The sequence below is a fragment of the Promicromonospora citrea genome (genome assembly GCF_013004695.1).
GTDB lineage: Bacteria > Actinomycetota > Actinomycetes > Actinomycetales > Cellulomonadaceae > Promicromonospora > Promicromonospora citrea.
In genome coordinates, this window is sequence record NZ_JABEMG010000004.1 from 1 (window position 1) to 22,972 (window position 22,972).

Here is a 22,972-nt window from a genome sequence, read left to right on the forward strand (position 1 = left end):
CCAGAAGGATGTCGGATGAGACGGGCTTGGACACCATGGCGGTGGCGCGAGACGATGACATGAGCGCGGGTGTGTTCCTGCAGGTAGGCAGCGGCTGGCGTAGGAACCTCCGATCCAACCTGTCTCGCGACGCACCCGCGCATCCCGTCTCACCAGCAAAGACGCAGGTCAGGCCACCCCAACCGCGCTCCTGTAGACCAGACTTTGCCGCGGCCCTGGGGGCCTGACCAGGTGATCACGTCGCGGGCTGGCGGGATGCCTGGACCCGGTTCTCCAGGTCGGCGGCGCTTGAGGATCAGGACGTCGGTGGGGTCTTCGGCGTGGCTGTCGGGCCGCATGGTTGCGCTCGGGAGGCGCACTGCACCGACGAGGTCGGCCCTGTCGGCCACGGCTTGTCGCAGGGTCTGATCGGGATGGTCCAGGAGCACGGGCGAAGCGAGCGCGACAATGATCCCCCCCGGGTGCGGTCTGATCCAGTGCGCTGGTGATCAGGTCGCGGTGGTAGGTGCCCAGGCGGGTGCGCCGGCCGGGGTTGAGCAGGGCTGCGTCGTGGTAGGGCAGGTTGAGCAGTACAAGGTCGTACTGGTCCGGGTCGGTCTGGGTTCCGAGCTCGTGCCGGGGTGAACCGCCCCGGGTTTGGTGGAGGGTTCCTTCCTTGGGAGGATCCTGATCGTGTCAACGAGGCGTTACCCGGATGAGCTCAAGGCCCGTGCTGTGCGCATGGTCCTGGACCACCGGTCGGAGTACCCGACGCAGTACGCGGCTGTGAAGGCTGTGGCTGCGCGGCTGGATGTCGGGGTGGAGTCGCTGCGGACGTGGGTCAAGCAGGCCCAGGTCGATGCCGGGCAGGCGCCCGGGGTGACCAGCGAGGAGTCCGCGCGGATCAAGGAGCTGGAGCGGGAGAACCGTGAGCTACGCAGGGCGAACCAGATCTTGAAGTCCGCAGCGAGTTTCTTCGCGTCGGTTCCGGGTCGTCTCATGTCGTCGGGAGGCTGGTGAGATCCCGAGCTGGTTTTGGGCTTGGCGCCAGCGGTCCTGTCCGATAGGTGTGAGCCGTTCGACGGGAAGGAACTCGGGGTGCCGGTGGAGTTGGCCTGCGGGCTGCCATCTCGTCGACCCGGCCGACGCCTACCCGGAGTAGGGTGAAGGTATGGGTGACAGCGGCGTTGGCCCGCACGAGGTCGAGCGAGACGTCTCGTCGGCGCGGGGTGCTGCAGATTCAGCCGTCGACGAGGAGACCTCCCGGGCGCAGTGGGACGACGACGGCGGGTTCGAGCCGGAGCCCCTCGGCAGCGCCGAGAGCCCTGGCGCCGAGCCTGCCGCACGAGGTGGGCTGTTCCTGCGTGGGGTGCTGGACTCCGCTCTTCCGCACGAGCTCGGCACGGATGACGAGCCGGAGCGGTACCTGGTCACAGCCGTCTTCTCCCGGCGGGTGTCCGCCGAGGAACGCGCGCTGATCGAGGCTCCGGCCGCCCAGGCGATGCTCGCCGAGCGTGGCTACCCAGGGGTGTCTCTGAAGGTCGCGGACCGCCGCCTGGAGATCGCGGGGACGAACCTGGCGACACTGGCCGGTGGACTGGCCGCTGAGATCGCCAGGGTGCTGCGGGAGGCCGAGCAGCAGGTGCTCGCGGATCGTGAGCGGCGCGACGACGAGCGTCTTCGATGGAGCCAGGCGGAAGCTGCGCGCGCGGCCAGGGTGAAGGCCGAGGCGGATCGTGTCCGCTTCGAGTGAGCGGCCAGGCCCAGCGAGCACGACGGAGGTCCACCGGCCCGCCCGGGCGGTGACCAGGGACTACTCGGTCCTGGCGAAGGCGGTGCGCGAGTCGGGGCTCCTCCGACGCCGGTACGGGTACTACTGGACGCGTCTGATCGGTACTGTCGTCGCCTTCGGGCTGGTCTGGACCGCGGTCGTGCTCGTCGGCGACTCGTGGTGGCAGCTCCTGCTCGCCGCGGCACTGGCCGTCGTGCTGGCCCAGCTCGCGTTCCTCGGCCACGACAGCTCCCACCGCCAGATCTTCCGGTCCCGGGCGTGGAACGACTGGACCGGCCGCATCCTGGCGAACGTGTTCGTCGGGCTGAGCCACGTATGGTGGACCACGAAGCACGACGCCCACCACTCCGGCCCGAACCACGAGGACCACGATCCGGACATCTCGCCCGGAGTCATCGCGTTCACGCCGTCGATCCTGGCCGGCCGCCGCGGCTGGCGGCGCTGGTTCGCCCGCCGGCAGGGCTGGTTCTTCTTCCCGCTGCTGACGCTCGAAGGGCTGAACCTGCACGTGGCGAGCGTGCGTACCGTGCTCGGCCCAGGACACGTGGTGCACCGCCGGGTGGAGGTCCCCGTGCTGCTGACCCGCCTGACCCTGAACGTCGCCGTGCTCCTGATCCTGCTGCCGCCGGCGATCGCTGCCGCCTTCCTGGCCGTGCAGCTCGGCTTGTTCGGCGTGCTGCTAGGCGGCGCGTTCGCTCCCAACCACAAGGGGATGCCGATCGTCCCGGCGGACGCCGAGATCGACTTCTTGCGCCGTCAGGTGCTCATGTCGCGCAACATCAGGGGCAGCGCGCTGGTCGACTTCTTCATGGGCGGGCTCAACCGGCAGATCGAGCACCACCTCTTCCCGAGCATGCCCCGGCCCAACCTGCGGCGCGTCCAGCCGCTCGTCCGGGAGTTCTGCTCGACCCTCGGGGTGACGTACACCGAGGTCGGCTTCTTCCGCTCCTACCGGATCGTCGTGGGATATCTGAACGACGTTGAGCACCGCGCGCGCGACCCTTTCTCCTGCCCTCTGGCAGCCCAGCTCGGCCGCTGAGGCACTGCGCCCACGCCCGGCGACGAGGGGCGTAGAGTGGGAGGGATCCGGGCGAACATGCCCCACCCGAGGTGCGCGGGCCCGGAATCGCAGGGAGGCCGTCATGGCCACCGTTCCCGCCCCCAATCCCCCGCTGCCGTCCGCGGTCAACGGCAAGCCCAGCAGGCCGGGCCCCGACACGCACGGGTCGAGCCACGTCCGACGTACCAGCACGCGTCCCGTCAAGGCCCGCCGGAGTCGCGCTGGTGCCGCCTGGGTCGGCATCTGCGTCGCGGCGCTCCTTCTGGTCGCACTGATCATCTTCATGCTGCAGAACACCCAGCCGGTGCTGGTCTCGTTCCTGGGCATGGAAGGGTCGGTCCCGCTCGCCGTCGCCCTGCTGATCGCGGGAGTCGGGGTCGGCATCATCGCCCTCGTGATCGGCACCATCCGCATCACCCAGTTACGACGTCGCCAGCACGGCGGTAGCAGCCGAACGCCCTGACCGGGCCCACGCGCCCTGGGACTCGACGCCCTAGGGCGCCGGGCCGTCGCCCGGCGTCTCTCCACCCCTCCCGACGGACGGTTGCCCCGGTACGCGGACCGTCAGCGCCCTGGGACGGACCTGGATCCTGGCGGCGGTCACCTCACCGAAGCTGTCCCCGTCGAGCTCGACGTGCTGTCGCGACTCGAACCGCGCGGACAGGCTCCGGCCCTGCACGTACTCCATGGCACGCAGCCGTGGTGCGGACCTCAGCACCACACGGCCCGCCCGCGAGCGGTTGAGGACACCGCCGACCATGAGGCGCCACCCGACACGCACCCATTGCCAGAACCCCTTGGGACGCAGGAGGACGACGTCGAGCAGACCGTCGTCCACCTCCGCGTCAGGCAGCAGCAGGATGCCGGCGGTCAGGGTGCCGCAGTTGCCGACGATCACGGTGTGCGCACCCACGGACCGCTCCCGCGCACGGTCGACGCGGTAGTGCATCGGGAACCGCTCGTTGCCCACCACCGACCGGCTGATGGGGTCCGCGTAGGCGAGCCAGCCGATGCGCTGCTTCAGAGCGGCGTTGGTGCCTGTCGCCATGCGCGCGTCCAGACCGATGCCCGCCATCACGAGGAACACGTGCGTGGATGCGGGGCCGTTCTCGCGCTCGAGCTCGGCCAAGCCCACATCGATCGTGCGGTCCGAGCCGCTGAACGCCACGCGGACCGCCTCCTCCAAGCCGACCCGCAGCCCGAGCTCACGCGCCAGGAGGTTCCCGGTCCCTGCCGCCACGACCGCCACCGGTATCCCGCTCGAAACCAGCTCTTCGGCAACGGCGCGCACTGTGCCGTCGCCGCCGACCACGATGACGAGCGCCGGATCATGACCCAGCGCACTTCTCGCCGCCTGCCCGCCCGGGTCCTCGGGCGTCGTCTCGAACCACAGGTGCGGTCGCCACCCCTGGCGCCGTTCCTCGGCGACAAGTGCCGCGCGAAGGCGGGCCGCATCCACCCGGACCGGGTTCACGATCACCGCGGCCCGATTCCTCGACGAGGAACGTGCGCCGTGCGCCGTCAACCGGCCGGCGGTGTCGGCCGCGCTCCTTCGGCCCTCCACCATGGCATTCTCCCTTGGTCGCCCTTCTTCTACCGCCCTCGTGTCGAGGTTCTCACGTCGCACGACACAAGCTTGCGCAGGGAGCAGCACGTGCAACCCGTCGGGGCCAGCAGGCTGACTACTGACCGACCTGCTCCCCGATGCCGCCCGCGCGATTGGAAGCTCCGGCCTCCGACGACGCTTCGAAGGCACAAGCGGACCTCTGCGGACTGGGGCGCGGACCGCAGAGAGGTCAGTGCTGGGCATGCTGGCTCGGTGTCTCGCCGACCATATCTGCTCGTTTCCCTCAGCGTTTGACCGAGTGCACGCGATGTCGGGTAGCGGCTTTTCTGTCCGTCGGGCCGTCGCCGGAGTTGGCCTTGAAACCGACCGATCTGCCGGCACACACAGTCAGCCCTTCCGCCGAGAAGCCGCCAGTACGGTAGGAAAGCCGCGCGGAGAACCGACAATCCGGCCAACCGGCATCTGGCTGGCAACTACAACGGTCGGACCGGCATCTTCGATGGATCGCTACAGAGCAGATGTCCATCAGATCTGCTGCCCGAGGTCCCAGCCGAAGTTCACCAGGGCCACGGCCGCGCCGCAGAGCACGCCGGCGGCGGCGGCGACCAGGATCCCGGTCTTGCCCCGGCCGGCGAGGTGGGGGTTGGAGGAGTTGGCGCCAAACGCCCAGACGATCGCGGCGATGATCAGGGCGACCACGGCCAGGATCAGGCCGATGCTCATGATCGCCCCGACGATCTCCTTCAGCTGCGGGATCCCGGGCACGCCGTTGGTGTTCGGGCGGATGTCCGGGACCCCTGGATCGCTGTGGGCTATCCCGGTCGCGATCAGGGTGGCCTGCTCGGTGGCGTGGGTGACGGCCGTCGAGACGGCGTGGGCGGCGGTCTGGAGGTGCAGCATGGTGGTTCTCCCTCAGCGCGGTGACATCTGCGCTGGGCAGGTGCACCGCCCGCCCCGGGGCCACCATGGGTCGCTGCTGGCGGGCGTGACCGGCGGCCGGGTCCGGCTGGAGGTCTGGCTGGAAGGGTCTGGCTAGAAGGTGTGGCCGAGGTCGATCAGCCAGTTCGTCCAGGCCAAGGCACCGCCGCTGATGACCCCGCCGATGAGGGAGCCGAGGAGGCCGGTGCGGGCCTTGCTGGTGGCCTGCCAGTTCCCCGTCGCGGACGCGATGGGCCAGACGAACGCGCAGATCACGAACATCGCCACCGCGATCAGCACGGTGATCGTCAGCAGGGCGCCGATGATCGGGAGCAGGCGCGTCCCCGCGACCGCGCTGAAGTCGGGGCCGATCCCCACGGCCAGCACTGCAGGGACCCTCAGGGAGAGTGGAGAGATCGTCATGACGTCGCTCCCGTCGGGCAGGTCCCGGTGGCCGGCAGGACGGCTGAGCCGTCGAGGGCGGTGGGGGAGTGGGTCGCGAGCCAGGGTTCGGGGTCGACCGGGGCGGCGTCGAACCCGCCGGGGTGGATCTGCAGGTGCAGGTGCGGGCCGGTGGACTGCCCGGTGGACCCGACCTGCGCGACCTGGGACCCGGCTGTCACGACGTCTCCCTCGGCCACGGTCGTGGACCCGTCGCTCAGGTGCGCGTACGCGGAGGCCATCCGCTGCGGGCCGTCGGAGCCCGTGAGGGTGTGGTCGATGACGAGCAGGTTGCCCGCGCGGGGGTCCGGGCCCGCGTAGGAGACGACTCCGTCGGCCAGCGCGAGCATCGGGGTGCCGGCGGGGGCGGCGTAATCGACACCCGCGTGCAGGGTCCGCACCCCGGTCACGGGGTGGGTCCGCGTCCCGAACCTGGAGGCGCGTGTCCAGGTGCCGGCCGGCAGCGGGAACACCACACGCGACGACACCGGTGTGCCACTCCCACCGTCGGGTGTGCCCGGGCCGGGTGACGTGGTGAGCCGTTCGAGGATGGCGCGGGCGACGGGTTCGTGCTGGGCGTACCGGTCCGGGAACGCCGAGACCTCGACTGCTTGTGCGGCGGCGCCCTTGGGCAGTTGCTGCCAGTCGGGGATGTCGAGCAGGCCGCGGGGTGAGCCGTGGTTGGGGCCGGTGGGTCCGCCCAAGAACGCTGCTACCTGGTAGGTGGGGTCCATGAGCTGGGCGACGGTTCCCCACCCGGCCGCCGGGCGCATCTGGAACAGGCCGAGGCTGTCGTGGTCCTGACCGGTCCCGTCGTGCGGGTAGGTCGTGGAGTCGGGGTAAGCGCCCGGGTTGGCCAGCATCCGCAGGTGCGACTCGGTCAGCGCCGCCATCAGTGCGACCAGGACCCCGTCCCGCCCCACACCGGTGGTGCGTGACCCGGTTGTGATGATCGTGGCGGCGTGCCCGAGCTGGACCCGGTCCAGCCGGACGACGTCGCCACCGGTCGTGGTCGCCGTGAGCTCGGCGGGCAGCGACCCGACCGCACTAGGGCGTGTTTGAGATTGGGTCAGCGTTGGTGGGTCCAGGCTAGGACGTCGTCGGCGATGGTGGTCGGGGTCGCCGCGGTGGTCGTTGTGCGTTCTGCGGTCCGGGGGTCGTGCCAATCCAGTTCGTAGCCGCCGAATGTGCCGATGTTCTTGGAGACTGAGATGAACCACTCGGCGTCGTCAACGGGTGGATGGACGACGATGAAGGTGTTGTCGGCGTCGTTGAGCCCGTCGATCAGGTCGAGCAGGTCGTTGCGTGTCGGGTCCTGGAGCCGGATGCCGCTCTCGGTGTCGGCGTAGAACGTCACGACCCCAGGATGCCAGCACTCAGGCGGCCCTCACGAGCGCTTTGACCCAGTCGTCGATCACTGCGACCGTCACGCTCGCTTCGTAGCGGACCTGCAACTTGTCGAACCGGGTGGCGATTGCTCGCCAGCGCTTGAGGCGGTTGAACATGCACTCCACCGCGTGCCGCTTCTTGTAGTCCTCGTAGTCGACCTTCGGTGGGCGCCCACCAGCCGAGCCCTTCGCCTGCCGGTGGGCGGCGTGGTCCTTCTTGTCAGGGATCGTCGCGCGGATACCGCGCCGGCGCAGCAAGGCCCGGTTGCCTGCCGAGGCGTAGGCCTTGTCTGCCCGGACCCGTTCCGGTCTCGTGCGCGGCCGCCCGACCTTCGAAGGACGTTTGACGCTGACCTGCTCGAGCACCGGGCCGAACTGCGGGCTGTCTCCACGCTGCCCGGCCGTGACGACCATGCCCATCAGCTTCTGGCCCTGTTCGACCGCGGCGTGGATCTTGGTGCTCAGCCCACCACGTGACCTGCCCAGCCCGTGATCGGCCGGCTCTGATCGGACGGGCCCGTGCGGGGGCTCAGCCTGCGCGTCCGGGTCCCGGCGAGCCCCGGCGGCATGCTGGTGCGCACGGGTGATCGTGGAGTCCAGGTTCAGTTCCCATTCGATCAGGCCCGCACCGTCGGCGGCGGTGCGCAGCCGGTCAGCGATCAGGTCCCAGGACCCGTCCAGCTGCCAGTCCCGGAACCGGGAGTAGACGCTCTGCCACGGTCCGTACTCGCTCGGCACGTCCCGCCACGGGCAACCGGTCCGGGTCCGGAACCGGATCCCGTCGATCTGTCGACGTAACGCCCGCGGCCTGCGGCCGCGGGCCTTGACCGGCAGCAACGGCTCGAGCACTGCCCAGGCCACATCGCTCAGATCATGCCGCTCCGCGTCACCCACGACCCCGGATCATGCCGAAACACCAGGTCACGACCACAATCTCAAACAGGCCCTAGGTGTGTTGTCCAGCGAGGTTGTCTTGGATCTGGGCGACACGCGAGCACAGCCGTTGCGGAACCGGCAGAACGCTGCGTCCGCATGGGAGCCTGACACCATGCATCAGCACATGAACCCCGGATGCCCGTGGGATGCCCACGAGCAGGTTTCCGAGGGGTGTCTGTGCAGGTCAGGGCAACTTCCACGGTTTACACCGTGGATGTCGGGGGTTCGAATCCCTCCGGGCCCACCGATTGCCCGTGTGATCCTGCGGCCGTGGCGCATCAGCCGCGGCGGAGGAGCTCCAGCGCGGACCGCGCGCCGCCGCGGAGCTCCCCGCCCGCTCGACGAGCTCGAACGACCCGGCTCAGACCGCGGCGCGGTCCCCGGCCGGTCGACGGCGCAGGCGTGCGTCGAGCAGGGCCGGCGGCTTGTACTCCTGGTCGAGGCGGGTGACGTCGGTGCCCGGCGGGACGATCTCGTCGATGCGGTCGAGGATGTCGTCCGACAGCTCCACGTCGGCCCCGGCCAGCAGGTCGTCGAGGTGCTCCATGGTGCGCGGGCCGAGCAGGGCGGAGGTGACGCCCGGGTGGGCGACGGCGAACGCCATGGCGAGGTGCGTCATCGGCAGGCCGGCCTCCGCGGCGAGCGGGACGAGCTGCTCGACGACGTCGATGCGGCGCTCGTCGGTGAGGTGGCGCGAGAACCGGGCACGCCGCAGGTCGTTGTCGCCGCCCTTGCGCACGCGGCCGGTGAGCATCCCCTGGCCGAACGGACCCCACACGAGCACCCCCATGCCGTACTGCTGCGCGGTCGGCAGCACGTCGCGCTCGATGCCGCGGTTGAGGATGGAGTAGGGCGGCTGCTCGGTGCGGAAGCGCTGCAGACCCGCACGCTCAGCGACCCACTGGGCCTCGACCATCATCTCGGCGGGCGTGGTCGAGGAGCCGATCGCGCGGACCTTGCCCGCCCGGACGAGGTCGGACAGGACGGAGAGCGTCTCCTCGAGGTCGGTACGCGGGTCGGGGCGCTGGAGCTGGTAGATGTCGATGTGGTCGGTGCCGAGGCGGCGCAACGAGCTCTCGACGGCGCGGGTGATCCAGCGGCGGGAGCCGCCCTGCTGGTTCGGCCCCTCGCCCATCGGCAGGCCGACCTTGGTGGCGAGGACCACCTCGTCGCGTCGGCCCTTGAGCGCTCGCCCGACGATCTCCTCGGAGTCTCCGTAGCGGTCCGCGGTGTCGACGAGGTTGATCCCTGCGTCGAGCGCCTTGTGGATGATCCGGACCGACTCGTCCGGGTCGTTGCCCATCTGGCCGGCGAACATGAGCGTGCCGAGTGCGTAGGGGCTGACCTCGATGCCGGTCCGCCCGAGCGTGCGGTACTTCACAAGCGTGCTCCTTCGGTGCGCGGCGGCGGGCTGGTCCCGGCGCCGGTCCGTCCAGCCTGCGCGGCGCGCCGACGGGCGAGCCAGAGCACGCCGCAGCAGGTGGACCGGCAGTACCAGGCTGCGGAGCGCGCCGACGTCGATACTGGGGGGGATGACCGGGACCACGGACCTCGGCAGGGCCCTGCACGCGTGGCGTGACCGCACGACGCCCGCGGACGTCGGGCTGTCCGTCGACGGCGTCCGCAGGGCGCCGGGCCTGCGACGCGAGGAGCTCTCCCGGCTCGCCGGGCTGTCCGTCGACTACATCGTGCGGCTCGAGCAGGGCCGGGCGACCAACCCGTCCCCGCAGGTGCTGTCGGCGTTGGCTCGCGCGCTGCGGCTGACGACGGCGGAGCGGGAGCACCTCTTCGTGCTCGCCGGTCAGGCGGTGCCCGGCCCCGGTCAGGTCTCCGACCACGTGCCCGCGGGCGTCCAGCGGCTGCTCGACCGTCTTACCGGCACGCCGCTGAGCGTGTACGACGCCGCCTGGAACCTCATCACGTGGAACCCGCTGTGGGCCGCGCTGTTCGGCGACCCGCCGTCGCCCCGCGGCTTCGGGCGGAACGCGGTGTGGTGGTCGTTCGTCGAGCCGCCGGCCGGGTACCCCCAGGCGGTGAGCCGCGAGACGGGGCACCGTGCGGCCTTCGTGTCCGACCTGCGGGCGGCGTCGGCCCGCTACCCGAAGGACGCCGGGCTGGCGGCGCTGGTCGCCGCACTCCGCGACCGGAGCGCCGACTTCGCGCGGCTCTGGGACTCCGGGGTGGTCGGCACCCACGAGCCCCTGACCAAGACGGTCCGGCACGCGAGCGTCGGCGAGCTCACCCTCGACTGCGACGTCCTCGCCGCGCTCGGGGCGGACCTGCGGATCATGGCGTTCAGCGTCGCGGAGGGCAGCGAGACGGCCGACCGGCTGCGGCTGCTGGAGGTGGTGGGCAACCAGGCGCTGGCGTGATCCGGGGACGCCGCCGGGATGTCACCGGCGGCCCGTACAGTGGCGCACGACGACGCAGACGACGCGGGGGTGGCGTGATGACGCAGGACGGGACGGACCTCGAGGCGCGGTACCGCGCCTACCTGACGGTGCTCGACGAGCGCCGGTTCGACGACCTCGTGCACCACGTGCACGACGAGCTCACGTACAACGATGAGACCCTGACGCGGCAGCAGTACGCCGACCTCGTCGCCGCCGACGTCGCCGCGGCGCCCGACCTGCGGTACGTGCCCGAGCTCCTGGTCGCGGCGGGTGACCAGGTGGCGTGCCGGCTCGTGTTCGACACGGCGCCGCCGGGGGAGTTCCTCGGGATCGCCGTCGGCGGGGTACGGGTCCGCTTCGCCGAGCACGTGTTCTACCGCTACCGGGAGGGGCGCATCGCCGCGGTACGGTCGATGATCGACCGGGCGGCCGTCGCCGAGCAGGTCAGTCGATCCTCGACCGACGGCGCAGCTCCCTCGGCTGGTTCCTGAGGAAGACGACGTTCTCCGGCCCCAGCACGTCGGTCTCCCGTGGGTCGTCCACCGCCAGCCCGAGCGTCTGGATCGGCAGCACCGACCCCTTCGACCAGATCCACACGCCGCGCATCGGTTCGCCGAAGACGTCGGCGCCGTGCACGGGCGCGTCCCACGCGAACTCCGTCGGCAGGCTCTCGCCGGAGCGGGCGACGGCGTCGAGCCATGCGGCCGCCACGCGGTGCTGGAGCGCGAGCGTCCCGCGGGGGACCCGCAGGTCGAACACGAGCTGCAGGTCGTAGACGGTGTCCCCGCTCCCGGACACACGGACGCGGTTCTCGAGCACCGCCCAGACGGGGATCGCGCGCTCGCGCAGCAGCGCGGTCACGCGGCGCAGCTCGGCGCCGCGCGTGCGGCGGTGGCGGACCTCGAGCACGACGCCGACGGCGACCGCGACGACGATCCCGGCGCCGAGGAGGCCGGCGAGCACGGCGGCGACCGGCCGGACGGGGGTCCCGTCGTCCGGCAGCACGTCCGGCAGGGCTGACGCGACGGCGATGCCGGCGACGACGGTGTAGAGGATCACCAGGAGCCAGCGCTGCCACCAGGCCGGCAGCGGAGCGTAGTGGGCGTCGACCGCCTCCGGGGTGTCCCAGGGCGCCAGGTCCTCGGGCGCGGGCAGCCACACGTCGTCAGCCGGGGCGTCCCGCGCGGCCTCCCGCTGCCACACGCCCCGGGGGTCGCCGGGCAGCTCGGTCTGTTCGTCGGTCATGGCGGCACGGTAGGCCGCCTCCCGGCGCTCCCGGTCACAGGTTCGCGATGTCCTCCCGCACCGACCGGCCCCAGGCCACGCCGTCCTCGTCCGTGGCCGCGAAGTCCGGGTCCACGTAGATGTGCAGGCGCGTGATGAGCTCGCCCTCGAACTCGAACACGTTGCAGAACAGGCCGTACGTGGACTCGCCGTCGGGGAAGGTGACGCCGGACGTCGTCGTCCCGCGCTCCACGCCCTCGACGATCACGTGGTCGCCGGACGAGAGCACGGTGAACCCGTCGATCTCGTGCCCGAGCTCGGCGATGCCCCGGGCCAGGCCTCGGGCGAAGACCGCGATCTGCGCGGGCCCCCGGGCGTAGCCGAACTTCGGGTAGAACATCACCGCGTCCGGCGTGAAGAGGTCGGTCACCGACGGGTCGCCCACGTCGACCTTGCGCGGGGGCCGGTCAACCGGGTGCCTCTTCCCGGGCGAGCGACCCGGCGCCCGCCTACCGTGAAGGCCGACACCCGCCGAGCGACGGAGGCACCGTGCACACCCACCTTCCCGGACCCGGCCGCAGGACCCCGGTCAGCACCTACCGGCTGCAGCTCGGGCCCGACCTGACGTTCGCCGACGCCGAGAAGGCGCTGCCCTACCTCGACGCGCTCGGCGTCACCGACCTGTACCTCTCGCCCGTGCTGCAGGCCGCGCCGGGCTCGACCCACGGCTACGACGTCGTCGACCACACCCGGATCAGCGACGTGCTCGGCGGGCGGTCCGGGCTCGAGCGGCTCGCGGCGGCGGCGCACGCGCGGGGGATGGGCGTCGTCGTCGACGTCGTGCCGAACCACATGGCCGTGCCCACGCCCGCGTGGCACAACCGCGCGCTGTGGTCGGTGCTCGAGCACGGACCGGCCTCGCCCTACGCGCGCTGGTTCGACGTCGACCTGGCCGAGGGCGAGGGCCTGCTCATGCCCGTGCTCGGCGCACGGATCGGGACGGTGCTCGCGGCGGGCGAGCTCGTCCTGGACCGCGCCGTCGTGCCGGGCGACGACACCGAGCGGCCCGTGCTGCGCTACCACGAGCACGTGTTCCCGGTGCGACCCGAGACCGAGGACCTGCCGCTCGCCGAGCTCGTCGGCCGCCAGCACTACCGGCTCGCGTACTGGCGCGTCGCGGACGAGGAGCTCAACTACCGCCGGTTCTTCGACGTCGGCACGCTCGCGGGCATCCGGGTCGAGGACCGCGAGGTCTTCGACGCCACGCACGCCCTGCTGCTCGAGCTGTTCCACGCGGGCGTGGTCGACGCGTTCCGCATCGACCACCCCGACGGGCTGGCCGACCCCCGCGGCTACCTGCGCCGGCTGCACGAGGCGACCGGCGGCGCGTGGGTCGTCGCCGAGAAGATCCTCGAGGGCGACGAGGAGCTGCCCGACGACTGGCCCGTCGCGGGCACCACCGGCTACGACACCGCCTGGCGCCTGCACGCCCTGCAGGTCGACCCGCACGGCGCCGCGCCGCTGGCCGCCCTCCAGCACGAGGTGACCGGTGAGCGCGCGAGCCTCGACGACGTCGTCGAGGAGGCCAAGCGGCAGATCGTCGCGACCTCCCTGTACGCGGAGGCGCACCTGCTCACCACGATGCTCGCCGACATCTGCCGCCAGGACGTTCGGCTGCGCGACCACACGTTCCGGTCGCTGCACGACTGCGTCGTCGAGCTCGTCGTCGCCTTCGCCCGGTACCGCGCCTACGTCGTGCCGGGGGAGCAGCCCCCGCCCGAGGCCGAGCGGGTCGTGCGCGAGGCGGCCGACGTCGCCCGCACGCGCCTCGACCCCGACCGGCACGACACGCTCGACCTCGTGGTCGACCTCGTGCTCGGGCGTGAGGCCGGGTCCGCCGGCCGGCAGGGCGACCAGCGGCGGGCCGAGCTCGTCGTCCGTTTCCCGCAGGTGTGCGGCGCCGTCATGGCCAAGGGTGTCGAGGACACCGCCTACTACCGCTGGACCCACCTCGTGAGCCTGTGCGAGGTGGGCGCGCCCGCCGACCGCTTCGGTGTCGGGGCCGACGAGCTGCACGAGCACGCGCGCCGCACCGTCGCGTCGTGGCCCGCGACGATGACCGCCGGCGCGACCCACGACAGCAAGCGCGGCGAGGACGTGCGCGCCCGCATCGGGGCGATCAGCGCGCACGCGGACGAGTGGGTCGCGCTCGTCCGGCACCTGCGCGCCGCGACGGCGGACCTGCGCCCCGTCGACCTCGACGGACGCACCGAGAACCTGCTCTGGCAGACGCTCGCGGGCACCTGGACGCCCGACGGCCCCATCGACGTCGAGCGGCTCACCGCCTACCTGCTCAAGGCGGCGCGCGAGCAGAAGGCCTGGACCACCTGGACCGGCCCCGACGAGGCGCGCGAGGACGAGCTCCTCGCGTACGCGACCGCGCTGCTCACCCACCCCGAGGTCGTCACGGCGCTCACCGGTTGGGTCGAGCGCGTCACGCCGACCGTGCGGCGCTCGGTGCTCGCGACCAAGCTGCTCCAGCTCACCGTCCCCGGCGTCGCCGACGTCTACCAGGGCACGGAGGTCACCGGCACGTCGCTCGTCGACCCCGACAACCGGCGGCCCGTCGACCTCGAGGCGCTCGCGGGCACGCTCGGCGCCCTCGACGACGGGCGGGACCCGGCCGGTCTCGCGGAGGAGAAACTCGCCCTCACCGCCGCCGTGCTGCGGCTGCGGCGCACCCACCCGGACGCGTTCGTCGGCGAGCACGCCGGGTACGAGCCGCTGCCCGTGACGACCGGACGGGCCGTCGGGTTCGTCCGGACCGACGCGGGCGGCCCGCGCGTGGCCGTCGTCGCGACGCGGCTCGCGGACCCGCCCGGCGCCGAGGCGGCCGTCGTGCTCCCGGACCCGCCGCCCGGCACGGCCTGGAGATCGGTGCTCACGGGATCGCCGGCAGCGCCGGGCACGACGGCGGTGGCGGACCTGCTCGGGGACTCACCCGTCGCGCTGCTGGTGGCCGAGCCCGGGGCCGGGGCATGACCCGGGTCTGGGCGCCGCGCGCCGCGCGGGTCGACCTGGTGCTCCCCGGGTCCGGCACGGCCGAGCCGCTGGCCGCCGTCGGCGACGGGTGGTGGGAGGCCGGGCGCGCCCTGCCGCCCGGTACGGACTACGCCTTCTCCCTCGACGGCGGCCCGGCGCGACCCGACCCGCGCAGCCCGTGGCAGCCCGCAGGCGTGCACGGACTGTCCCGCACCTTCGACGCCACGGCCCACGCCTGGTCCGACGCCGACTGGCGCGGCCGCGACGTGCGCGGCGCCGTCGTCTACGAGCTGCACGTCGGCACGTTCACGCCCGAGGGCACCCTCGACGCCGCGGCCGGCCGCCTCGACCACCTCGCCGACCTCGGCGTCGACATGGTCGAGCTCATGCCGCTCGCCGCGTTCGGCGGGCGGCACGGCTGGGGCTACGACGGCGTCGCGCTGTGGGCCGTGCACGGGCCGTACGGCGGCCCGGCCGCGCTGCAGCGGTTCGTCGACGCCGCGCACGTCCGCGGGATCGCCGTCTGCCTCGACGTCGTCGACAACCACCTCGGGCCGTCCGGCAACTACCTCGCCGAGTTCGGCCCCTACTTCACCGACCGGCACCAGACGCCCTGGGGCGCGGCAGTCAACCTCGACGGCGAGGGGTCCGAGCAGGTGCGGGCCTTCGTCGTCGAGAAGGCGCTGCGCTGGTTCCGCGACTTCCACGTCGACGCGCTGCGGCTCGACGCCGTGCACGCCCTCGTCGACGACTCGCCCCGGCACCTGCTCGCCGAGCTGTCCGACGCCGTCGCCGCGCTCGCCGCCGACGTCGGCCGCCCCCTGTCGCTCGTCGCCGAGTCGGACGCCAACGACCCGCGGACCGTCACGCCCACCGCGTCCTCGGTCGACGGCCGCCCCGGCTACGGCATGACCGCGCAGTGGGCAGACGACGTGCACCATGCCCTCCACGCGCTGGTCACGGGCGAGCGACAGGGGTACTACGTCGACTTCGGCGCGCCGGAGACGCTCGCCACGGCCCTCACCGACGTCTTCGTGCACGACGGCTCGTGGTCCACCTTCCGCGACCGGCCCTGGGGCCATCCGGTGCCCGACGACCTCGACGGGCGGCGCTTCGTCGTCTTCTCCCAGAACCACGACCAGGTCGGCAACCGCGCGCTGGGCGACCGGCCCTCGCGCGTGCTGGCGCCGGGGGCGCTCGCCGTCAGCGCCGCCGTCGTGCTGCTCGGCCCGGGCACGCCGATGCTGTTCATGGGCGAGGAGTGGGGCGCGACCACGCCGTTCCTGTACTTCTCCGACCACGAGGAGCCCGAGCTCGCCGAGGCGGTCTCGCGGGGCCGGGCCGCGGAGTTCGGCGGCCACGGCTGGGCCGACCTGTACGGGGCCGACGTCGAGGTGCCCGACCCGCAGGCGCCGTCGACCGTCGAGGCGTCCCGCCTGGACTGGTCCGAGGCTGACACCGGCCCCGGCCGCCAGATGCTCGAGCTGTACCGCGCGCTGATCAGCCTGCGGCGCGGCGAGGCGGCCGTCGCGTCGGGCGACCGGCGCGCCACGACCGCCGCCGTGCACGACGGCGCGCTCGTCATGACCCGTGGCGCCGTCGCGGGCGGCGGGCGGGTCGCCGTCGTGCTGGTGCCGGGGGAGGGCACCGTGTCCGTGCCGGTGGAGCGCGCGGGGGCGCGCGTCGTGCTCGACTCGAACGCGGTGCTCGGCGGCCGGCGGGCCCGCGTGGGCCGGGCGGGCGACGGGACGACGGTCACGGTGCACGGGCCGGGTGTGGTGGTGCTGGCGTAGGTGCCGAAAAGACCTTGCCGCCGCGTCGTCGTCCCCGGAGGGTGACGGGATGGAGACCGAGACCCCGGCCGGTGCCGGACCCCTCCCGCCGCGGACGCGGGCCTGGGTCCACGGCCACCTCGCCGCCGGCGAGCACGTCACCGCCGTCGAGCCCCTGCACGGCGGGTTCACGGCCCGGGTGCTCCGGCTGACGGTGTCCGCGGCCGACGGCGCGACGCGCGCGCTGGTGCTGCGCAGCTTCGTCGCGCCGGACCGGCTGGTCACCGCGCGCGACGCGCTCGAGCGGGAGGCGCACGCGCTGACCGAGCTCGCGGACGGCGCCGTCACCGCGCCGGGCCTCCTCGGCGTCGACGCGGCCGCCGCGCACTGCGAGCACCCGTCGCTCCTCATGGCGCACCTGCCCGGCCGGCCGGTCTTCACCGACGACGGCGTCGCCGCCCGCGTCCCGCCGCTGGCCCGGCAGCTCGTGCGGATCCACGCCGTGCGGCCCGCGCGGCGTCCGCGGGAGGCCGTGACACTGACGACGGCGGACACGGTCGTCACCCCGCCCGGCGCCGACGAGGCCGCGTGGGCGGCGGCGCGGGAGGTGATCCGTCGTCCGTGGCCCGCGTTCGAGAGCCGGTTCCTGCACCGCGACTTCCAGCCGGGGAACGTGCTCTTCGCGGGCTCGGGCGCGGCTGACATCGCCGGCGTCGTCGACTGGGCGACCGCGTCGTGGGGGCCGGCCGACCTCGACGTCGCGCACTGCGCCGTGAACCTCGCGCTGCTGCACGGGCCGTCGTGGGGCCTGCGGTTCGTCGAGGAGTACGAGCGCGCGGGCGGCGTGCTCGCGGCGAACCCGGCCGACCGGCGGTACTGGCTGGTGCGGGACGCGATGGCGTCGTCGGAGGAGGTGGCCGAGGTGTCGGCCCAGTGGCGCGGCGTGGGCCGTCCGGACCTGACGGCGCGGGTGGTGGGCGCGCGGCTGGACGCGTACGTCCGGATCCTGCTGGGCTCTGCCCCGGAGGTGGCGGCATGACGGACGACCTGGTGATCCGGTGGCGCGACGAGGTGACCGACGACGAGGCCGCCGAGCTCGTCGCCTCCTCCGGCGGGACCCCGGAGCCCGGCTGGTGGGACAGGGTGCGGCCGCACTCGCTCGGCTGGGTCACCGCCCGGGCGGCCGACGGTGGGCTCGTCGGCTTCGTGAACGTGGCCTGGGACGGCGCCCGCCACGCCTTCCTCGTCGACACCGCGACGCACCCGAACCGGCAGCGGCAGGGGATCGGCACCGCCGTCGTGCGCTGCGCGGCCGAGGGTGCGAGGGCCGCCGGGTGCGAGTGGCTGCACGTCGACTTCGAGCCGCACCTCGAGCGGTTCTACCTCGAGTCCTGCGGCTTCCGCACCACGGCGGCGGGTCTGATCCGGCTGACGGGCGGCTGAGCGCCGCGGCGGGTCGGTGCTCGTCCGGCCAGATCACGGCGGGAGAGGTGGTCGCGAACGATGTCCTTCGTGCGGCTCGTCCTCGAAGCCGACGTTTCTCGGCTTTGACGGGCCGCAAAGCCGAGAAACGTCGGCCTCGAGAGCGAGTGGGCACAGTGCAACGGTCACACCTCCGGGGCGATCTGCTGCACGACGGTCTCCAGCAGCCGCAGGTTGGTGTCGACGCCCAGCAGGTTCGGGATCGCGAGCAGCAGCGTGTCGGCGTCCTGCACCGCCTCGTCGGCGCGCAGGTCCGCCACGATCCGGTCCGGCTCGCCGACGTAGCTGCGGCCGAACCGCGAGACGGCTCCGCCCAGCACGCCGACCTGCTCGACCGCGCCGTAGCGGGACCGGCCGAAGAGCGCCTCGTCCTGCGCGGTGACGATCGGCAGCACCGTGCGCACGACGGCGACGCGCGGCGCGCCCGGGTGCCCGGCCTCGTCCCAGGCCGCGCGGAACAGCCGGATCTGCTGCGCCTGGAGCTGCGTGAACGGCACGCCCGTGTCCTCGCTGAGCAGCGTGCTGCTGAGCAGGTGGTAGCCGTGCTCGCCCGCCCACCGCGCGCTGTCCCGCGTGGCCGAGCCCCACCACAGGCGCTGCGCGAGCCCCGCCGCGTGCGGGGTGAGGGGCAGCGGTGCCCGGACACCGGTCTCCGCCGGGTCCGTGACGGCGAGCGGCTCGCCCGCGACGGCGGCCCGGAACAGGCGCGTGTGCTCCCGGGCCATGTCGCCGGGATGCTCCCCGCCGGCCGGGTGGTACCCGAAGGCCTCGTACCCGCGCAGCGCCGGCTCCTGCGAGCCACGGCTCAGACCGAGCTGGAGCCTGCCGTCGCTCAGGAGGTCGGCGGCGGCAGCGAGCTCGGCCGCCTGGAGCGGGTTCTCGTAGCGCATGTCGATCACGGCCGTGCCGAGCTCGATCCCGCTGGTCCGCGCGGCGAGGGCGCCGAGCAGCGCCCACGGGCTCGCGAACTGGTGCTGGAAGTGGTGCACGCGGCTCCAGGCCCCGTCGAGACCGAGCTCCTCCGCGCCGACGGCGATCTCGACGGCCTGGACGAGCGCCTCCCGGGCGGTGCGGGCCTGCGAGCCGGGTACGTCCTGGTGGTGGCCGAACGACAGGAAGCCCCAGCGGCGGGGGTGGCTGGTGGGCACGGATCTCTCTTTGCGTGGCAGGTACGAAAATGATGGGACCTAACGGGTAGCATGAGCGCGAGGTACGATGCAAGTCGTACTTGACAGTCGTCCCTGACACAGGAGGTGGACGTGACAGCGCAGGAGACCCTGGTCGCCACGGACGTGCGGCTCGACCTCGGCGCCGTGCTCCGGGCGCTCGCGGACGAGCACCGGCGCGCGGTGATGATGGAGCTGGCGGCCGACCGGTCCGACCCCGAACGGACCTGCACCTCGTTCGACCTGCCGATCAGCAAGCAGACGCGGACCCACCACTTCCGCACGCTGCGCGACGTCGGCCTGGTCGAGGAGGTCAACTACGGCAACCGCAAGGGGATCAGCCTCCGGCGTGCCGCCGTGGACGCCCGGTTCCCCGGCCTGCTCGACCTGCTGGCCGCTGAGCACGAACGGGCCGAGCACGAGCGGGACGGCGGTGTCCGTGCCGACTGACGACCCGCGCTCCATCCGCGACACGTTCGCGCGCTACCCCAGCGGGATCGCGGCGCTGGCCGCCGTGGTCGACGGCGCTCCGACGGTGCTGGTCGCCTCGTCGTTCACCGTCGGTGTCTCCGAGGACCCGCCGCTCGTGCTCTTCGCCGTGCAGCGCAGCTCGACCACGTGGCCGACGCTCGCGACCGCGCCGTCCATCGGCGTCTCGGTGCTCGGCGAGCGGCATGCCGCGGTCGTGCGCCGGCTCGCGTGCCGGGACAGGGCGCGCCGGTTCGAGGGCGTCGGCACGCGCGTGCTGCCCAGCGGCGCCCTGTTCCTCGACGGCGCGCCGGTCGCCCTGGAGTGCACCACCGAGGACGTCTACCCCGCGGGCGACCACGACATCGTCGTGCTGCGCGTCGGGTCGGTCGAGTCCGACGCCGGCCAGGACCCCCTGCTCTGGTACCGGTCGCGCGTCATGACGCTGGCGGGGGGCGCCGCCTAGCCTGACGGCGCCCCCCGAGCGCCTCCGACACCCGCGCGCACCGGGCCGGGTCCAGGGTCAGGCCGTGCTCGAGGCCCCACAGCCGGTACTCCGTCACCCGCCACAGCGCCCACGCACGCGCCAGGTCCGGGTCGAGCTCCGCCGCCTCGACGAGCACGTCGAACCAGGACGGGATCTCGCGGTCGGTCATCTCGTCCACCCGGTGCCAAAGGACCTCGACCGCCGTCCGTTCGGCATCGCCCCGCCGCAGGACGGGGTCGACGACGCACCAGCGCCCGTCTGCGTCCCGCAGCACCTGGCCGAAGTGCAGGTCCGTGTCGACGGCCACCGGGTCGCGTCGTCCGGCCAGGACGACCGTCGCCGCGTCCGCGGCCGTGTCGATCACCGTGCGGTCGAACGGGCGGCCCAGCCGCTCCCAGGCGCCGATCAGGTCGTCGGCCCGTGCGGCCACCTCGTCGGTGGCACTGTCGAGGCCCGGTGCGACGTCGTCGCCCGCCGGGACGGCCAGCCGGCGCGCGATCCGGCCGATCGCGGGAAACGCCACCCCCAGCGGCTCCGCGGTGAGCGGCCGGTCGGCATCGAGGCGTTCGAGCAACAGGGCGCCCTGCCCGGCGTCGGCGGCGAGCTCGGTCACGACGCCGTGACCGCGCCAGAAGCGGAGCGCGGCGGAGAGGGCCGCCGTGTCGTCGCCCGGGGGAGCGAGGCGCAGGGCGGCACGTCCGTCCGCGTGCAGCACCGGGACGACCAGGGCGTTCGAGCCGTGCCGGGCCGGCCCGTCGACCGTCAGTTCCCAGCGCGCGCACCAGGTGGCGACCCGGTGCGGGAGCCCGGCGAGCCACTCCCGCTCTTCGGGGGATGCCGCCCACCAGCGCGGCATCGCGCGGAACGTCTCCGGAACCTCGATCACGGGGTCACGCTACGCGCGTCTCCCGCGCCGCCCGTACCACCATCACGGCGAGCGACACCACGAGCAGGGCCAGCGTGCCGACCAGCGCGGCGCGCAGGCCGAGGGCGGCCAGGAGGGCGCTCGCCACGACGATGCCGAGCGACGTCGCGGTGCGCAGCAGCGCGAACAGCTCCGCGCGGCGCCCGGGCGGGGCGATCCGGTCGAGCTCGAGCGAGTAGAACGTGCCGAGCTGGGGCAGGAAGAACCCGATGACCGCCGCCCCCGTCAGCGCGACGGCGAGGTGGCCGCCGAGCAGCACGAGCGACGAGCCGGCCGCCGTCGCGGCCAGGAAGGCGACGACCTGCCACGGCCCGGGCACCCGGTTGCGGACGCTCACGACGACGCCGCCCGTCACCGACCCGAGGCACAGCACGAGCGCGAAGAGGAAGGCCCACTGCGCGCCGAGGCCGAACCGGAGCGCGAACGAGACGGCGCCGATCTCGACCGACGCGACCGCCCCCGCACCGGCCAGCGCCCCCAGCAGCCAGACGTAGGCGGCCCCGGGGATGCGCCCGCCCGCGCGACGGGAGGCGTCGTCGTCCGGGCTCGCGCCCCGGGCCTCCGGAACGGACGGCATGAGCAGCAGCGGGGCGACGCCGAGCGCGGTGACCAGCGCCATCGCCCCGACCGGCGAGACCGCGCCGAGCACGGACGCCAGCACGGGGGACAGGGCGAACGTCGCCTCGTTGAGCGTCGCGGCGACGCCCAGCGCGCGGGGGAGCCCGCGCGGCTCCACGAGGTGGTTGAGCAGCGTGCGCTGGTACCCGTACGCCGCGCCGTTGACCACGCCCGCCGCGACGACGGCGGCGACCAGCAGCGGGTACGGGGCGCCCGCACCGGCCAGCGCGGTGAACACGGCCAGCGCGACCGCGCGGACGGCGACCAGCAGGCGCAGGTAGTGCACGGCGTTCAGCCGGCGGCCCAGGCGGGACACGGGCACGGCGGCGACGATCTGGGCCGCCGTCATCGCCGTGACGAGCCCGGCGCCGGCCTCCGCCGAGCCGGTGACCGGCAGGGCGAGCAGCGCGAAGGCGATGGGCGCGGCGGCCTGCGGCACGCCGAGCGTGGCGTACCCCGCCTGCCAGCGGAGCACGGCCCAGCGGCCGTGCGCCTGCGCCTGAGGAGTTCGGGCCGGCGAGGACGCCGGGGTCACCGCCATGAGAGATGCCGCCCTGTCTCCGTAGGATGCCCGCACGGTCGGCTGCCGGCCGGCCGTCGAGGCGAAGGACTGATGTGAGCACTATAGTGCTCATCCCTCGGTGAGGTCGACGCGATATCGGAGGACGCATGGCGGAACGGATCCGGCCCGAGGTGGCGGTCGCCGTCGGCAGGCGCATCCGCGCGCTGCGGTCGGAGGGCGGGCTGAGCGTGGCGCAGCTCGGCGAGCTGAGCGACGTGAGCCGGCGCATGCTCACCCAGATCGAGCTCGGCCAGGCCAACCCCAGCCTCGCCACGGTCGACCGGATCGCCTCCGCGCTCGGCACCACGTTCGCCGCCCTCGTCGGCGTGACCGGTGAGGACGCGCCGGAGGGTGCCTCGCCCGACGGCGTGCTCGTCTGGTCGACCCCGGCCGGGAGCTGGGCGTACCTGCTCACGGCGGTGGAGATCGAGCCGTACGCCGTCGAGATGTGGAAGTGGCACCTCGTCGCCGGGGACACCTACCGGACGTCGCCGGACCCCGGCACGCCCGACACGATGGTGCACGTGCTGCGCGGCACCCTGCGCATCCGGCCCGACGCCGAGGGCGCCGCACCGGTCGAGGTCGCCGCGTCGGCGTCGACGCGCGTCACGGACCGGTCGGCCTACCTGCTCGAGGCCGTGCCCGGCGAGGGAGCGGACGGGACGTCGGGCGAGACCGACTTCATGTTCGTCGTGATGGTGCCGCGCGGGAGTGTGCGCCGACCCGTCGGGCCCGGGGCGGGGTAGCGTCGC

At 73.3% G+C, this 22,972-nt stretch carries 24 protein-coding genes and 1 pseudogene; 13 read left to right on the forward strand and 12 right to left on the reverse strand.

Annotation, left to right across the window (positions count from 1 at the left end; translation table 11 throughout):
- Window positions 1-663 precede the first annotated feature (663 nt).
- The 4 genes and pseudogenes from HLB15_RS01510 to HLB15_RS01525 form a co-directional block, all read left to right on the forward strand.
- A pseudogene (locus HLB15_RS01510) lies at window positions 664-957 on the forward strand (transposase); the annotation flags it as partial.
- Between the two features lie 193 nt (window positions 958-1,150).
- Window positions 1,151-1,732 (forward strand): hypothetical protein, encoded by a 582-nt coding sequence (locus HLB15_RS01515; protein ID WP_171103000.1) that lies wholly within the window; start codon window positions 1,151-1,153, stop codon window positions 1,730-1,732.
- Window positions 1,713-2,810 carry a fatty acid desaturase family protein gene (locus HLB15_RS01520; RefSeq protein WP_373291132.1) on the forward strand — a complete coding sequence of 366 codons (1,098 nt, stop codon included), beginning with the start codon at window positions 1,713-1,715 and terminating at the stop codon, window positions 2,808-2,810. Before HLB15_RS01515 ends, HLB15_RS01520 begins: the two co-directional genes overlap by 20 nt.
- Window positions 2,811-2,913: 103 nt before the next feature.
- Window positions 2,914-3,294, forward strand: a complete 381-nt coding sequence (locus HLB15_RS01525; protein ID WP_171103002.1) for a LapA family protein — start codon at window positions 2,914-2,916, stop codon at window positions 3,292-3,294.
- A gap of 30 nt (window positions 3,295-3,324) precedes the next feature.
- On the opposite strand, the gene HLB15_RS01530 is transcribed toward HLB15_RS01525, so the two are convergent.
- From HLB15_RS01530 to HLB15_RS01560, 7 genes are all read right to left on the reverse strand, one after another.
- Complete coding sequence (locus HLB15_RS01530; RefSeq protein WP_311979549.1) at window positions 3,325-4,485, reverse strand: diacylglycerol/lipid kinase family protein; 1,161 nt, start codon at window positions 4,483-4,485, stop codon at window positions 3,325-3,327.
- A gap of 438 nt (window positions 4,486-4,923) precedes the next feature.
- On the reverse strand, window positions 4,924-5,298 hold the full coding sequence (locus HLB15_RS01535) for a DUF6112 family protein (RefSeq protein ID WP_373291130.1): 375 nt from the start codon (window positions 5,296-5,298) through the stop codon (window positions 4,924-4,926).
- A gap of 132 nt (window positions 5,299-5,430) precedes the next feature.
- Entirely contained in the window at window positions 5,431-5,739 is a 309-nt protein-coding gene (locus HLB15_RS01540) for a DUF6112 family protein (RefSeq protein ID WP_229785718.1), read from the reverse strand.
- The gene (locus tag HLB15_RS01545; protein WP_229785717.1) at window positions 5,736-6,650 is read right to left on the reverse strand and encodes a M23 family metallopeptidase; all 915 of its coding nucleotides are present in this window, start codon (window positions 6,648-6,650) and stop codon (window positions 5,736-5,738) included. Before HLB15_RS01545 ends, HLB15_RS01540 begins: the two co-directional genes overlap by 4 nt.
- A 176-nt stretch (window positions 6,651-6,826) precedes the next feature.
- A complete protein-coding gene (locus HLB15_RS01550; RefSeq protein WP_171103006.1) occupies window positions 6,827-7,114 on the reverse strand; it encodes a hypothetical protein in 288 nt (95 codons plus the stop codon).
- Window positions 7,115-7,133: 19 nt separating this feature from the next.
- Entirely contained in the window at window positions 7,134-8,039 is a 906-nt protein-coding gene (locus HLB15_RS01555; RefSeq protein ID WP_171103008.1) for an IS5 family transposase, read from the reverse strand.
- 403 nt (window positions 8,040-8,442) lie between these two features.
- On the reverse strand, window positions 8,443-9,462 hold the full coding sequence (locus tag HLB15_RS01560; RefSeq protein ID WP_171103010.1) for an aldo/keto reductase: 1,020 nt from the start codon (window positions 9,460-9,462) through the stop codon (window positions 8,443-8,445).
- A gap of 151 nt (window positions 9,463-9,613) precedes the next feature.
- On the opposite strand from HLB15_RS01560, the gene HLB15_RS01565 reads away from it, so the two are divergent.
- Window positions 9,614-10,453, forward strand: coding sequence for a helix-turn-helix domain-containing protein (locus HLB15_RS01565; protein WP_171103012.1), 840 nt, complete (start codon window positions 9,614-9,616; stop codon window positions 10,451-10,453).
- Window positions 10,454-10,530: 77 nt separating this feature from the next.
- Window positions 10,531-10,965, forward strand: coding sequence for an ester cyclase (locus tag HLB15_RS01570; RefSeq protein WP_171103014.1), 435 nt, complete (start codon window positions 10,531-10,533; stop codon window positions 10,963-10,965).
- On the opposite strand, the gene HLB15_RS01575 is transcribed toward HLB15_RS01570, so the two are convergent.
- Together HLB15_RS01575 and HLB15_RS01580 are read right to left on the reverse strand one after the other, a co-directional pair.
- Entirely contained in the window at window positions 10,919-11,719 is an 801-nt protein-coding gene (locus tag HLB15_RS01575; RefSeq protein ID WP_171103016.1) for a hypothetical protein, read from the reverse strand. The genes HLB15_RS01570 and HLB15_RS01575 overlap by 47 nt on opposite strands.
- A 34-nt stretch (window positions 11,720-11,753) precedes the next feature.
- On the reverse strand, window positions 11,754-12,128 hold the full coding sequence (locus HLB15_RS01580; RefSeq protein ID WP_212759375.1) for a nuclear transport factor 2 family protein: 375 nt from the start codon (window positions 12,126-12,128) through the stop codon (window positions 11,754-11,756).
- 119 nt (window positions 12,129-12,247) lie between these two features.
- On the opposite strand from HLB15_RS01580, the gene treY reads away from it, so the two are divergent.
- From treY to HLB15_RS01600, 4 genes are read left to right on the forward strand one after another with little or no spacing between them, the layout of a single operon-like run.
- Window positions 12,248-14,740 carry a malto-oligosyltrehalose synthase gene (treY, locus tag HLB15_RS01585; RefSeq protein WP_171103018.1) on the forward strand — a complete coding sequence of 831 codons (2,493 nt, stop codon included), beginning with the start codon at window positions 12,248-12,250 and terminating at the stop codon, window positions 14,738-14,740.
- The gene (treZ, locus tag HLB15_RS01590) at window positions 14,737-16,533 is read left to right on the forward strand and encodes a malto-oligosyltrehalose trehalohydrolase (protein ID WP_171103021.1); all 1,797 of its coding nucleotides are present in this window, start codon (window positions 14,737-14,739) and stop codon (window positions 16,531-16,533) included. Before treY ends, treZ begins: the two co-directional genes overlap by 4 nt.
- Window positions 16,534-16,582: 49 nt before the next feature.
- Window positions 16,583-17,551 carry a phosphotransferase family protein gene (locus HLB15_RS01595; RefSeq protein WP_171103023.1) on the forward strand — a complete coding sequence of 323 codons (969 nt, stop codon included), beginning with the start codon at window positions 16,583-16,585 and terminating at the stop codon, window positions 17,549-17,551.
- On the forward strand, window positions 17,548-17,955 hold the full coding sequence (locus tag HLB15_RS01600; protein ID WP_171103025.1) for a GNAT family N-acetyltransferase: 408 nt from the start codon (window positions 17,548-17,550) through the stop codon (window positions 17,953-17,955). Before HLB15_RS01595 ends, HLB15_RS01600 begins: the two co-directional genes overlap by 4 nt.
- Window positions 17,956-18,119: 164 nt before the next feature.
- Here the strand turns inward: HLB15_RS01600 and HLB15_RS01605 are convergent, their stop codons facing one another.
- Window positions 18,120-19,142, reverse strand: a complete 1,023-nt coding sequence (locus tag HLB15_RS01605) for an LLM class flavin-dependent oxidoreductase (RefSeq protein WP_171103027.1) — start codon at window positions 19,140-19,142, stop codon at window positions 18,120-18,122.
- 111 nt (window positions 19,143-19,253) lie between these two features.
- Between HLB15_RS01605 and HLB15_RS01610 the strand changes: the two genes are divergently transcribed.
- Together HLB15_RS01610 and HLB15_RS01615 are read left to right on the forward strand one after the other, a co-directional pair.
- Window positions 19,254-19,610, forward strand: coding sequence for an ArsR/SmtB family transcription factor (locus HLB15_RS01610; RefSeq protein ID WP_229785716.1), 357 nt, complete (start codon window positions 19,254-19,256; stop codon window positions 19,608-19,610).
- Window positions 19,594-20,094: a flavin reductase family protein gene (locus HLB15_RS01615; protein WP_171103030.1), complete on the forward strand. Its 501-nt coding sequence runs from the start codon at window positions 19,594-19,596 to the stop codon at window positions 20,092-20,094. Before HLB15_RS01610 ends, HLB15_RS01615 begins: the two co-directional genes overlap by 17 nt.
- Here the strand turns inward: HLB15_RS01615 and HLB15_RS01620 are convergent.
- The gene (locus HLB15_RS01620) at window positions 20,066-21,001 is read right to left on the reverse strand and encodes an aminoglycoside phosphotransferase family protein (RefSeq protein WP_171103032.1); all 936 of its coding nucleotides are present in this window, start codon (window positions 20,999-21,001) and stop codon (window positions 20,066-20,068) included. The genes HLB15_RS01615 and HLB15_RS01620 overlap by 29 nt on opposite strands.
- A 4-nt stretch (window positions 21,002-21,005) precedes the next feature.
- Window positions 21,006-22,199, reverse strand: a complete 1,194-nt coding sequence (locus HLB15_RS01625) for an MFS transporter (RefSeq protein WP_171103034.1) — start codon at window positions 22,197-22,199, stop codon at window positions 21,006-21,008.
- Window positions 22,200-22,327: 128 nt separating this feature from the next.
- Here HLB15_RS01625 and HLB15_RS01630 point away from each other — a divergent pair, with 128 nt between their 5' ends.
- Window positions 22,328-22,966 carry a helix-turn-helix domain-containing protein gene (locus HLB15_RS01630; RefSeq protein ID WP_171103036.1) on the forward strand — a complete coding sequence of 213 codons (639 nt, stop codon included), beginning with the start codon at window positions 22,328-22,330 and terminating at the stop codon, window positions 22,964-22,966.
- Window positions 22,967-22,972 lie beyond the last annotated feature (6 nt).